Genomic DNA, 13105 nt, shown 5'->3' on the forward strand with positions numbered 1-13105 from the left:
TTACAAGGCTTTTTGTAAACTTCCTTTATTTTGTAGTAAGTACATATTATAATACAATCCTTGTTCACTCAGTAATTCTTGATGTGTCCCTCTCTCTACTATCTCTCCATCGTGCATAACAAAAATTTGATCTGCATCTTGTATGGTAGATAATCTGTGTGCAATCGCTATCGTAGTCCGTCCTTTTCGCATTTGCTGTAACGCTGTTTGGATTGCATCTTCAGTTTCTGTATCAATATTTGCTGTTGCTTCATCTAATACTAACACTTTCGGATTCGTTGCTATCGTTCTAGCGAAAGCAATTAATTGTCGTTGACCACTAGAAAATGCAGCTCCTCTTTCTACTACTTCCGTTTCATACTGCTCTGGTAATTTTTCAATAAACGTATTCGCTTGCACAAATTGTGCCGCTTCTTTTACTTCTTCATCCGTAATTTCTTCATTATACATACGAATATTTTGCTTTACATTTCCCGCAAATAAAAATGCATCTTGCAATACAAGTCCTATTTTCTTTCTAATTTCTTGTTCTTCAAATTTCTCTAACTCTACACCATCTATTACAATATTTCCGGAATTAATATTATAGAATCTCAGTAATAAATTCATAATAGTACTCTTTCCGCTGCCAGTGTGCCCAACGAAAGCAACCGTTTGCCCTTGTTTCACGTGAAAAGATACATTTTTTAAAACATCACGTTTTCCATCGTACGAAAAAGTAACATTTTTAAATTCAATATCTCCATTAATAACTTGAGGATTTCCATCCCCTTTTTGAACTGGCGCTAAATCTTTCTCATCCATTAAATGAAATACACGTGATGATGAAACCAGTGCCTGTTGGAAAAATGATAATTTCATCATCATCTCATTTACAGGCTGGAAGAAACGATGTATATAGTTAACAAACGCATATAAAACGCCTACTTCAACAGGACTCTTCAAAGCATCAATTCCAAATAAACCAAGTACTAACGCAATAGCTACAATATGAACTAAATCAGTTGCTGGACGTAAAAGCAATGCATCTAACTTTAATGTACGTCGCCCTGCACTATAATGTTTATTATTCACTTCTTCAAATTCTTTTCTCATGCGCTTTTCTTGTCTGAACACTTGAACAATATTCATCCCTTGAATGGACTCGTTTAACTTTGCATTTAACACACTTAATTGATTACGGACTTCTAAATAAAAAGCTGCACTTTTCCGGCGATATAATACCATAATCGCAAACATGATCGGAATTAATACGAGAGAAAATAGCGCTAATTTTACATTTAATAAAAACATCGCTACTAAAATCCCTACTAAAAATACGATATTCTTAACAAATGTTGATAATACACTGACATAAAAATCTTTAATTGCTTCTGTATCATTCGTTATGCGCGATACGAGCGTACCAATCGGCGTACGATCAAAGAAACTTAATGACAACTTTTGAACATGCTCATATACTTCAACACGCATATCTTGAACAATTTTAAAAGCGATATTTTGAAAATATAACAAGTCTAAATAAGTAAATAATACTTTTAATAAGTGAGCAACAATATACACTACAAATAGAGTAACAAGTGCTGATTGATCAAAGTTACGTGGTACTAAGTGTTCATCAAGAAATTGTTTAATTAAAAAAGGACCCATCATTTCTGTTACAGTTGCACCAACTAGAAATAAAAATGCTAATGCTAACAGTCCTTTATATGGCCTCATATAAGACAGTAATCTTCTTAAATCGCTCTGTTTTTTCTCAGCCATCATACGCCTCCTTTCTCGACTAATGCTTCTAACTGCTGGCTCTCATACATTTCTTTATACCAACCATGTTCTTTCATTAGTTGTTCATGTGTACCTCGTTGTACAATTTTACCTTCATCCACAACAAGAATAAGATTGGCATGCTGAATTGCACTTAAACGATGGGCAGTAATAATTGTCGTTTTCCCTGCTCTCTCCCTCTTTAAAGCATTTAAAATCGTTTCTTCTGTTTTTGCATCTACTGCTGATAAACAATCATCTAAAATTAAAATTTCAGCATCCGTTAATAAAGCACGCGCAATAGAAATTCTCTGTTTTTGACCTCCAGATAAAGAAACGCCTCTTTCCCCAACTACTGTTTCATATCCTTCTGAAAATTGAAGGATGTCATTGTGAATACAAGCAATCTCTGCAGCACGGGTAATTTCATTATATGTAGCATCCGCCTTTCCAAAGGCAATATTCTCCCCAATACTCGCTGAAAATAAAAAATGATCTTGCGGCACATATGAAATAGCAGAACGGACACCGTAAAGTGTTACATCGCGAATATCCCGCTCTCCAACTTTTAATTCACCATTAAAATGATCATACTCACGGATTAAACATTTTAATAAAGTCGTTTTCCCTGCACCTGTACGTCCTACAATCCCTAACGTTTCCCCCTTCTTCAAATCAAAATGAATATCTGTTAAATGTAACAGTTCATTTTTCTTATACGAAAACGAATCGACCGCAAATGAAACATCACCGCTCGCTACTGTATGCACAGCATTATCTCTATTTACTACATCTGATTTTTGTGAGAGAATTTTTTCTACACGGTCATACGAAGCACGCCCACGCTCCATAATATTAAACAGCCATCCAAACGCTAACATCGGCCAAACGAGGGTACCTAAATACGTCGTAAATGTAACGAGATCACCTACTGTTAATTCACCTCTCACAACTAATACTGACCCGTAACATACTGCGATTAAAAATGAAAATCCTACGATAAGAGCGATTGTTGGATCAAATAACGAATCAATACGTGCAACTAACATATTTTTATGTACGACATCTTCTGATTTTTTTCGGAACGCTTGCAAATCTTCTTTTTCTTGTCCAAGCGATCGAATTACCTTCATCCCACTCATACTCTCTTGCACTTTATCATTGATTTCCGAAAACGATTGCTGTGCTTTATGAAACCTTTTATGTAATAAAGTGCCGTAATAATTTGTCGATATTGCTACAATCGGCATTGGAATTAAGCTTAACAGTGTTAACTTCCAACTAATTGTAAAACCCATTGCTACGAGTACACATCCTCCAACAGCCAATGAATCAACAAGTGTTAAAACACCCGCCCCAGCAGTTTGCTGAATTGCTTGAATATCATTGGTCGCGTGCGCCATTAAATCACCTGTGCGATTTGACTGATAGAAAGATGGACTCATCTTTGTAAAATGTTCATACAAATTTTTTCGTAATTGGCGAGCTAACTTTAATGAAGACCCAAAAATCATAATGCGCCACACGTAACGTAATATGTACATCGTAATACCTACGAGTACTAAGAGTACAACCCATTTCAGTAACTTTTCAGTCGTTAATGTTCCATCGTTAATTTCATCTACAACAATCCCAATCACTTTTGGTGCTACAAGTTCTAAAAGTGCGACGCCAAATAATAAAATAATTCCGGTTATGTACGCTCGTTTTTCTTGTTTAAAAAACCACGCTAAATTCATAAACACTTTCATATTTTTCCTCCTCCCTTAAAATGAGCGATGTTTTCAGTTTAACAAAAATACAGAATTTTTAAAAGTTTTAAACTCTATTCGTATAAAAAAGAAAAGACACTCTTAGCGAGTGTCTTTTAGCGCTTATTTCATTTGTTGCTTGTTCATCGCGCTCATCATTTGATTGATTTTCTTTTGGGAAGGTTTTTGTCCCATTTGCATCATCATCATTTTTAACATTTGTTCGTTAATTGGTGGATTTTTTTGTAAGTAATTCATCATGTATTTGCGGGCAATGAAAAATCCTAACGCCACGCCTGCTACTAGTGCTACTACGCCCACTAGAATACCTAACCAAATTGGCATATATTTTCCTCCTTCATGTTGTCTACCTTACAGTGTACTAAAACCTTTTCAATAAGACAAGATACAATTCGACATTTTTTACACATATGTTCGTACTTGTTTTAGAGGATTCAGCCATCCGTACTTTGTATTTTCATAATCCATAGCTAAAAATGTTAATTCACACTTCCGAAGCACCTCAAAGAAAGTCGTTTCCATAGAAACATTTCCAGAGGTATTCATGCGAATATAGTGTGGTTTCACCATTATTTCGCCATATTCTGCCCCTGTATAAAGTGTATGTGTATGATGTGTTCGATCATATTTACCAAGAACGCGCAAAGCTTGTTCTAATTTATGATGAATTTTCATTACTTGTAATGGCATCGTTATATACATCATTTGTTTATATAGCACTTTTTTCTCCGAAAGGGACCCAGATTCTGAAAATCGAGCAAATAAATCAAAAAACAAATATTCACGACCAAAGTAAGCTTTCGCAATATCCTCTTGAATTAAATACAATTCATACGTTTTCATCTTTCGCCTCCCAATCTGGACAACCTTTTCTCTTCATTATATAGAAGAAATTTTGCAATGATTGTCTGACTGCGGAGAGAGAAAAAACTTTTTCTGTCGAAAAAACTCATTTACATAGAAAAACCTCTCCATGCCGGAGAGATTTTTCTAAAATCATTAAAGCATTTCTTTTACTTTACGAACAACGTTCTCTACAGTAAATCCATACTCTTCCATAATCTTCTCACCAGGAGCAGAAGCACCAAATGTATCGATACCTAACACATCTCCTTCAAGACCTACGTAACGGTGCCATCCGAATGTAGCACCCATTTCGATTGCGAAACGTTTTGTTACTGCTTTTGGTAATACAGATTCTTTGTACTCAGCAGTTTGAGCTTCAAAGCGATCCATAGATGGCATGCTGACAACAGATGCGTCAACACCGTCTACTGCTAATGCTTTTTGAGCTTCAACAGCTAGACTTACTTCTGATCCAGTTGCAAGTAAGATTACATCAGCTGTTTCTTTCTTGCTTGCAGAAACTACATATGCACCTTTTGCTACTTTTTCATACGTATCGTCTTTTGCACCTTCTAATGTTGGAAGATCTTGACGAGTTAATACTAAAGCAGTTGGTTTGTTTGTAGATTCTAGAGCTAGTCTCCAAGCCGCAACAGACTCGTTACCGTCAGCTGGACGAATAACAGATACATTTGGCATTGCACGTAGCGCCGCTAATTGCTCGATTGGTTCATGTGTTGGACCATCTTCACCAACAGCGATACTGTCGTGTGTGAATACATACGTTACCGGCAATTGCATTAATGCTGCAAGACGAATTGCTGGACGTAAGTAGTCAGAGAATACGAAGAATGTACCACCGTAAGTTTTTAAACCACCATGTAGTGCAATACCGTTCATTGCTGCACCCATTGCGAACTCACGTACACCGTACCAAATGTTCTTACCGCTGTAATCATCTCTTGTAAAGTCTTTTTCGTTATTCATGTATGTTTTGTTAGAACCAGCAAGGTCAGCTGATCCACCGAAGAATGATGGTACAGATTCTGCAATTGCATTAATTACAGCACCAGAAGAATTACGAGTTGCTGCTTTTGATCCTAATTCATAAGTTGGTAAGTTTTGCTCCCAACCTTCTGGAAGTTGACCGTTCATTGCTGCTTGGAATTCGTTTGCTAATTCTGGGTATGCTTGTGCATATTCACCTAGCATCGTGTTCCACTCTGCTTGCGCAGTTTCACCAACATCTTGTACTGTTTTACGGAAGTTGTCGTATACTTCTTCTGCTACGTGGAAGTCTTGCTCAGCAGTCCAAGCGTATGCTTCTTTCGTTAATTTTGTTTCTTCTACACCTAGTGGAGAACCATGTGAAGCTGATTTTCCTGATTTGTTTGGAGAACCGAAACCAATTGTCGTTCTTACTTCAATTAGCGTTGGGCGTTTTTCGTCAGCTTTCGCTTCTTCGATTGCTTTTGCGATAGCTTCAATATCGTTTCCATCCTCAACACGGATTACTTGCCATCCGTATGCTTTGTAACGATCTTCTACACTTTCAGAGAATGAACGATTTAAATCGCCATCTAATGAAATATCGTTTGAATCGTAAAGCACAACAAGACGACCTAATTGTAAATGAGCAGCTAATGAAGATGCTTCAGCAGAAACGCCTTCCATTAAATCTCCATCACCACAAATAGCGTATGTATAATGATCTACTACATTATACGCATCACGGTTATATTTAGCAGCTAAATGTCTTTCTGCCATTGCCATACCTACAGCAGTTGCAATACCTTGTCCAAGTGGACCAGTCGTTGCATCTACACCAGCTGTATGACCGTACTCAGGATGTCCTGGAGTTTTGCTTCCCCATTGACGGAAGTTCTTTAAGTCATCCATTGTTACATCATAACCAGATAGGTGAAGTAGGCTGTATAATAACATTGAACCATGACCTGCAGATAATACGAAACGATCACGGTTAAACCACGTTGGGTTATTTGGATTGTGTTTCATAAATTGAGTCCATAATGTATAAGCCATTGGTGCTGCACCCATTGGCATTCCTGGGTGACCAGAGTTTGCTTTTTCAATCGCATCGATGGATAATGTGCGAATCGTGTTGATAGAAAGTTGTTCGATTGAATGTGACATGCTATTCTTCCCTTCGCTTATATTAGTAAACGTTTTATACATTTATATGATAGCTTCCCACGCAAGATTATACAACATGTATCGACAAATATGTTGATGTTTTTTTGATTTTTTATAAAAAAATCAATGTTTTCGGGAATGTATGGGTATTCAATATGACATACTTTTTTATTATTTTTATTTTGAAAAGAAAGGGAATTATCTGTATATTTATACAGATATACAAAATTCTTCTATACTTACTTTTTTCAATACATTTTACAAAACACAAAAAAGCATCTAACTTCGATGCTTTTCAAATCAGTTAAACAATCCGTTTCCGAATCGAACTTGAAATAAAATCAATGATAATGACCATTAAAATGATGCCCAATAAAATAATTCCCACGCGAGACCAATTACGTGAACTCAGCGCAAAAATTAGGGGCGTACCAATACCACCTGCTCCAATAACACCTAAAATGGCAGCGGATCGTACATTAATTTCGAACCTGTATAATGTATACGATAGAAAATCTGGTAATACTTGTGGCAATACTGCATACCAAAGTATTTGGAACCGGTTTGCGCCTGTAGCTATTAACGCCTCTGTCGGCCCCTTATCTATATTTTCAATTCCTTCTGAATATAATTTCCCTAACATTCCAATAGAGTGTAATCCTAAAGCTAGAACGCCGGCAAAAGAGCCTGGTCCAACAGCCTTTATAAATAAAAGGGCCATAACTAATTCAGGAAATGTACGAACAAAACTAAGTACAAATTTCCCAGTTCCTGAAGTTAGTTTTCCACTGCTCATATTCGTCGCCGCCCAAAAAGCAAATGGAACAGATAAAAAGGCAGAAATAAATGTACCCAATATCGCAATTGCCAACGTATCAATTAAACCATGTAATAAATCTTCACCATCTGGCAAAGATACATACGCCCAATCTGGATTCAATACACCTGTCATAATTGCTTTTGTAATTTCTCCTGCCGTATCCTTAATTCCTTCTAGCGGTACTCCTGAAAAAGCCCATACGTAAACAAATGTAAGTGCTATAAAAATAAACAAGCGATACACACTCGGTTTCTTCGTTTTTGGTACGATTATCGTCGTTTTACTCATTATAATTTCTCCCGCAACAATGTACTTACATAATCAATTAACAATACAACAACAAGGGTATAGATAATAATAGATGCAGTTTGCTGATATTGTAAAAATCCAAGTGTACGATCATAGTATAATCCAATACCACCTGCTCCTACTAAACCTAAAACAGCTGCTGCACGTACGTTCACCTCAAATGTATACAGAACATAAGAGACAAAATGCGCTTTCACTTGCGGAATTACTCCATAAACAATCCATTGCACTTTATTTGCTCCTACTGCTGTCATCGCCTCTAACGGACCTGGATCAATTGATTCAATTGACTCATACAACAATTTCGCCACGAGCCCAATCGAGAAAAAAGTAAGAGCCAGAATACCTGGAAGTGGCCCGATTCCAAAAATCGCTACGAAAATTGCCGCTAATAATAAATCTGGTATCGTTCGGATAAAATTTAATATCATTCGAGCTGGACTGTATAAAAATGTACTAGTAAATACATTACTTGCCGCAAATAGTGCCAGTGGAATAGCTAAAATCGCACCTAAAGTCGTCCCAATAATCGCCATACGTATTGTATCTAACATCGCTGTTGTAATAACTTGAAAATAACTCCAATCTGGCGGCACCATCTCTTTTAACAAATCCATCATATTAGGAAAACCAACTACTAGTTTTGACAATGATGCATCGACCTGTACACTACTTCCCCACAACAGTAAAATGACTAGAACAGCCGTTAACATATGTTTCAACTTACTCGGTGGCTTCGGTATCGATTTCGAATATATCGTCACGTCATTCATTTAACTGCCACCTCTAACAATTCACTTTTCTGTACTACGTCACCATAAATTTCAGCAAACTTTTCATCCGTTGCCTCTTCTACTAAGCCATCAAAAACAATTTCTCCTGCATGTAATCCAATAATGCGCGTCGCATATTGCCTAGCTAAATCAATAGAATGTAAGTTTACAATTGTTGTAATTCCAAAATCTTCATTAATTTTCTTCAAATCATCTAATACTTGCTTTGTTGTTAGCGGATCTAACGATGCAACAGGTTCATCTGCCAATATGATTTTTGCTTCTTGCGCCAACGCTCTAGCAATCGATACACGTTGCTGTTGTCCTCCTGATAATTCATCAGCACGCGCATATGCTTTTTCTAAAATATTTACTCTTTTTAACGATTGAAAAGCAAGCTCCAAATCTTCTTTCGGAAATAGGCCTAACGTTGTACGCAACGTCGAATGATACCCAACACGGCCAGCTAATACGTTCTTTAATACTGTTGATCGCTTTACAAGGTTAAAACTTTGAAAAATCATACCAATATCCCGGCGCATGCGGCGTAATCCTTTTCCTTTCGCAGCCGTAATAGACTCACCTTCAATCATGATTTCTCCTTCTGTAATCTCATGAAGACGATTTACCGATCTTAGAAGTGTAGACTTTCCAGCTCCGGAAAGCCCTACCATTACAACAAACTCACCTTTTTGAATTTTCAAGTTTATATTATTCAATCCTTTTGTACCATTTGGATACACTTTGGAAACATTTCGAAACTCTATCACACATCTTACCTACCTTCTATGTATTCAAAACGGCAAACTAACTGAAAACATACCTTTCCAGCTAGTTGCCATTTCCATATGTATTATTGCGTTTTTACTTTCTTTCCATATTCACGAACGATATCAAATTTACTATCATCAGATTTAACATATCCTTCATGTGAATATACTTCTTTAATGATTTTGTGACCTTCCTCATTCTTTCCAATTTCAATGAAAGCATCCTGTAATTTCTTGCTCCACTCTTCATCTAAATCAGAACGTACCGAAATCGTATCGTTTGGAATTTTCTCCGTAAATTTCACTATTTTCGTTTGATCGAATATATTCGGATAATCTTTTTTTACAATATTACGAGCATCTTGGAATACAACAGCTGCATCTACGTCACCATTTAAAAGAGCAATAAGCGACTGATCGTGACCTTTTAATGTAACAGGTTTCACATCTTTTAACGGATCAATGCCCTCTTTTAATAGTACAGCCGCAGGCCACACATATCCCGCTGATGACGTTACATCTTGATAGCCAATTTTTTTACCTTTTAAATCTTTTACACTATTAATATTTGAATCTTTCTTAACAACAAACTCAGATTTATAAAAGTCTACTAAGTCCTTTGTAGGAGCTCCCGTTTCATCATCTACGCCAAAACGTTGCGCTTGTAAAATTACGTTTGCTGCCTTTTTCTCATGTGCTAACACATACGCTGTTGGGGGTAAAAATCCTACATCTACTTGCTTAGATGCCATCGCTTCTACAATTGTATTATAATTCGTTGAAATACTAACTTTTACTGGAATATTTAACTTATCACTTAATAGCTTCTCAAGTGGTTTTGCCTTCGCCTCTAACGTATCTGCATTTTGAGAAGGAACAAATTGAACATTTAAAGTCTTCGGTACATACCCTTTTTTCGTATCTTCATTTTTACTTGCGCTTGATTCCTTCGTTCCACAGCCACTTAACAAACCCGCTGCTAATACAACTGTTGTGCTCATTGCAAAAACTTTTTTCAACATGTTAATGCCTCCATTTTTCATTGTTATAAAATAACCTTTCATAAACATGAAGAAATATATCACACATTTTTACAAATAATTGATTATTTACAGAATCTTTACACATTATATACACTCACATTAAAATTCTCTCCATATATTTGATATGCTTAATCAGTAGATAATAATAGAAAAGGTGAATGATATTGAATCAAAATCAAATTGTAACTTTAAACATCCTATTAACAAGTGATATACATGGTACTGTTTATCCAATTCACTACCAAGATAACTCTCCAGCAGAAATTGGTTTAGCTAAGATTTCTACTCTTATAAAAAAAGAACGGTCCCAAAATAAAAACGTTCTTTTAATTGATAACGGTGACTTCATACAAGGAACACCATTTACTTACCATTACGCTACATATGAAAAAGATAAGAAAAACCCAATGTCATTAATAGCAAACTATTTACGTTATGACGCTGCAGTGATTGGGAATCATGAATTTAATTATGGAATGGATGTATTAAACAATGCTATTTCTACTGCAAACTTCCCATATTTATCAGCAAATATTTTAGACAAAAGCAGTAAAAAACCTTATTTCGGGAAACCATATATAATAAAACATATTGAAGCAAATATAAAAATTGCTATTTTAGGGGTGACAACGCATTATATTCCAAATTGGGAACAACCCCATCACATTAAAGACTTGCAATTTGAAGATGCGTTAGAAACAACAAAAAATTGGGTTTCTTACATTCACGAACATGAGAAACCAGATTTACTAGTCGTAGCGTATCATGGGGGATTTGAACGCGATTTACAAACTGGAGAACCGACTGAAGTTTTAACAGGCGAAAACCAAGGGTATGCTATGTGTCATGAAATTGAGGGCATAGATATTTTATTAACAGGCCATCAGCACCGAGAAATGGCTCAAACAGTGGGTAATGATGTAACAATTTTACAGACTGGATGTAATGGACATTCAGTTGGAAAAGTAACTGTAACATTTGAAAAAATAAAACAAGAGTGGGTAAAAAAAGAGAGTTATTCAGAACTATTGACTGTGCAAGAAATCGAGGCAGATCCAGATGTTCTTTACTTGGTAACCAATTATGAAGAGAAAACACAAAAATGGCTTGATCAACCTATTGGAACCATCCACGGTGACATGCAAATTTCAGATGCTATGCAAACTCGTTTGCAAGACCATCCTTTTATTGAATTCATAAATAAAATACAGATGGATATGGCTAATGTTTCTATTTCTTGTACAAGCTTATTCCATAATACATCTCCAGGTTTCCCGACATATGTAACAATGCGTGACATCGTTTCTAATTATATTTATCCAAATACATTAAAAGTAATTAGAATAACTGGAGCTGATATAAAAGATGCTCTCGAACTCTCTGCTTCTTATTTCACATTAAAAGAAGATGGAACCATCATCGTAAACCCTAGCTACATAGAACCAAAACCGCAACACTATAATTACGATATGTGGGAAGGAATTTCGTACGTATTAAACATTTCCAAACCAATTGGCGACAGAGTAGAATCTTTACAGCATAAAGGCACTCCTCTTAATATGAGTGAAGAATATGACGTCGTTATGAATAATTATCGCGCGAGCGGCGGAGGGAACTTCTTTATGTTTCAAAATAAGCCCGTAATAAAAGATATACCAACAAATATGTCTGAACTTATCGCTAACTATATATTGAAGCATAAAAAGATAGAAGCAACAGTCAATAAAAACTGGAAAGTTATTAAATAAATAAAAAAAGATGGGCTTCGCCCATCTTTTAGTTTAATTTTGCATTATCTTGCTTTTTTAAAGCTTTTAATTTCGCCGGTGTAACATCAGTACCTTGTTCGTTAACGACTTTAATTCCTTTTAGTTCGTTTAACATATTTTGACGAAATCCTTTTAAATATTGTTCACGTAGCGATTGACGCTCACGTTGTTCTTCTTCAGTTAAACCTTCAGCTTTTGCTTTTTTCGCTAAGAAGTTAATGCGTTCAACGAGTTCGTGACTAAGCATCTCGAATCCCCCTTCTACTCAAAACTGATTATTATCATACAATAGTTACTCTTCTTTATCAAGCAATTGCTTTGTATACTCTACATATCTACGATGTACCGTCGCTTTTGAAACATTATGACCAAAGCCACGTAGTGTTGCTGCAATTTCTTCGAAAGTAAGTTCACTCTTACGCAAACGTACAATTTCCTCAATTGGCACTTCTTTCTTCTCTCGTCCTACACTTAAATGACGATTCTTTAAATTATTTTCTGGACGATAGCCTTTTTCTACTGCTCGTTGCATACCACGTTTAATTTTTAAATTATGAATCTTTCTTTGATACTCTTCAACAATACCAATAATATCTAATACCATTGAATCAGAATCCGACAATTGCAATTCACCATTATGTGTATGCGTATATACTTTTATTCCTTCTTTATGTAAACAGTGCATTAACGCAATCTTTGCATTCCCCCTACCAAGGCGCGTTTCATCTTGTATAAGTAGCACATCAATTTGTTCGTCTCGAATTGTATCTAGCACTTCTAATATACCATCACGTTCAATTGTATAGCCACTAGCCTGCTCTTCAATCACCTTAGTAACATTCATTTGATAGCGCTCCGCTAAATGCAATAATTCATCTTTTTGACGTAATAATGATGTTTCTTGCGCTTCTTTTGTTGTACTCACACGCGCATAAATAATTGCATTCATTATGAACCCCTCTTTCTCACTATAATTTCCCTTTAGTGTAACATAAATTCGCCTTTTGTTCGAACTTATGTTTGTAGAATGTTTTTTCACATGTTATACTTATTAATAAGAAAAATGAAAGAAAACGAGGTGTTAG

12 protein-coding genes are annotated in these 13105 nt (G+C 35.9%); 1 reads left to right on the top strand and 11 read right to left on the bottom strand.

Annotation, left to right across the window (positions count from 1 at the left end):
* The 9 genes from MR147_RS12735 to MR147_RS12775 all read right to left on the bottom strand — a co-directional run bounded on the left by MR147_RS12735 (position 1) and on the right by MR147_RS12775 (position 10230).
* The gene (locus MR147_RS12735; RefSeq protein ID WP_000818393.1) at positions 1-1764 is read right to left on the bottom strand and encodes an ABC transporter ATP-binding protein; all 1764 of its coding nucleotides are present in this window, start codon (positions 1762-1764) and stop codon (positions 1-3) included.
* A complete protein-coding gene (locus MR147_RS12740) occupies positions 1764-3515 on the bottom strand; it encodes an ABC transporter transmembrane domain-containing protein (protein ID WP_242304333.1) in 1752 nt (583 codons plus the stop codon). The genes MR147_RS12735 and MR147_RS12740 overlap by 1 nt, the downstream gene beginning before the upstream one ends.
* Positions 3516-3638: 123 nt before the next feature.
* Entirely contained in the window at positions 3639-3860 is a 222-nt protein-coding gene (locus tag MR147_RS12745) for a YneF family protein (RefSeq protein ID WP_001123317.1), read from the bottom strand.
* Between the two features lie 78 nt (positions 3861-3938).
* On the bottom strand, positions 3939-4379 hold the full coding sequence (sirA, locus tag MR147_RS12750; protein ID WP_000860645.1) for a sporulation inhibitor of replication protein SirA: 441 nt from the start codon (positions 4377-4379) through the stop codon (positions 3939-3941).
* A gap of 156 nt (positions 4380-4535) precedes the next feature.
* A complete protein-coding gene (tkt, locus tag MR147_RS12755; RefSeq protein ID WP_000019767.1) occupies positions 4536-6536 on the bottom strand; it encodes a transketolase in 2001 nt (666 codons plus the stop codon).
* Between the two features lie 304 nt (positions 6537-6840).
* Positions 6841-7644: a phosphonate ABC transporter, permease protein PhnE gene (phnE, locus tag MR147_RS12760; protein ID WP_074608388.1), complete on the bottom strand. Its 804-nt coding sequence runs from the start codon at positions 7642-7644 to the stop codon at positions 6841-6843.
* Positions 7644-8438: a phosphonate ABC transporter, permease protein PhnE gene (phnE, locus tag MR147_RS12765; RefSeq protein WP_074540617.1), complete on the bottom strand. Its 795-nt coding sequence runs from the start codon at positions 8436-8438 to the stop codon at positions 7644-7646. Before phnE (MR147_RS12765) ends, phnE (MR147_RS12760) begins: the two co-directional genes overlap by 1 nt.
* Entirely contained in the window at positions 8435-9208 is a 774-nt protein-coding gene (phnC, locus tag MR147_RS12770; RefSeq protein ID WP_000569254.1) for a phosphonate ABC transporter ATP-binding protein, read from the bottom strand. The genes phnE (MR147_RS12765) and phnC overlap by 4 nt, the downstream gene beginning before the upstream one ends.
* Before the next feature lie 83 nt (positions 9209-9291).
* A complete protein-coding gene (locus tag MR147_RS12775) occupies positions 9292-10230 on the bottom strand; it encodes a phosphate/phosphite/phosphonate ABC transporter substrate-binding protein (protein WP_074608386.1) in 939 nt (312 codons plus the stop codon).
* A 185-nt stretch (positions 10231-10415) separates the two neighbouring features.
* On the opposite strand from MR147_RS12775, the gene MR147_RS12780 reads away from it, so the two are divergent.
* Positions 10416-11999 (top strand): bifunctional metallophosphatase/5'-nucleotidase, encoded by a 1584-nt coding sequence (locus MR147_RS12780; protein WP_242304336.1) that lies wholly within the window; start codon positions 10416-10418, stop codon positions 11997-11999.
* A gap of 28 nt (positions 12000-12027) precedes the next feature.
* On the opposite strand, the gene MR147_RS12785 is transcribed toward MR147_RS12780, so the two are convergent.
* Together MR147_RS12785 and MR147_RS12790 are read right to left on the bottom strand one after the other, a co-directional pair.
* The gene (locus tag MR147_RS12785) at positions 12028-12267 is read right to left on the bottom strand and encodes a DUF896 domain-containing protein (protein ID WP_000948565.1); all 240 of its coding nucleotides are present in this window, start codon (positions 12265-12267) and stop codon (positions 12028-12030) included.
* A gap of 45 nt (positions 12268-12312) precedes the next feature.
* Positions 12313-12969 carry a YneB family resolvase-like protein gene (locus tag MR147_RS12790; RefSeq protein ID WP_000991471.1) on the bottom strand — a complete coding sequence of 219 codons (657 nt, stop codon included), beginning with the start codon at positions 12967-12969 and terminating at the stop codon, positions 12313-12315.
* Between the last annotated feature and the right edge of the window lie 136 nt (positions 12970-13105).

The sequence above is a fragment of the Bacillus cereus group sp. BfR-BA-01350 genome (genome assembly GCF_022663775.1).
Taxonomy (GTDB): Bacteria; Bacillota; Bacilli; order Bacillales; family Bacillaceae_G; genus Bacillus_A; species Bacillus_A paranthracis.